This is a genomic window from Paenibacillus vini, assembly GCF_018403325.1.
Classification (GTDB): domain Bacteria; phylum Bacillota; class Bacilli; order Paenibacillales; family Paenibacillaceae; genus Fontibacillus; species Fontibacillus vini.
In genome coordinates this window covers 1-272 of record NZ_BOSL01000068.1, presented here as the reverse complement: position 1 = coordinate 272, position 272 = coordinate 1, and the positions used below count along the sequence as shown (strand labels likewise).

The 272-nt window shown below is 52.6% G+C and carries 1 rRNA gene; it reads left to right on the top strand.

Annotated elements, in window-relative coordinates:
- Position 1: 1 nt before the first annotated feature.
- Positions 2–272 (top strand): 23S ribosomal RNA (locus KJS57_RS26195); the annotation flags it as partial.

Sequence of the window (272 nt, the reverse complement as noted above, 5' to 3'; positions counted from 1 at the left end):
GCCTAGGCACTAGGAGCCGAAGAAGGACGTGGCGAACAACGAAACTGCCTCGGGGAGCTGTAAGCAAGCTTTGATCCGGGGGTGTCCGAATGGGGAAACCCGGCTGGAGTAATACCCAGTCACTCATCACTGAATACATAGGTGATGAAGAGGCATACCAGGGGAACTGAAACATCTAAGTACCCTGAGGAAGAGAAAACAAAAGTGATTCCGTTAGTAGCGGCGAGCGAATGCGGAACAGCCTAAACCAGGGAGCTTGCTCTTTGGGGTTG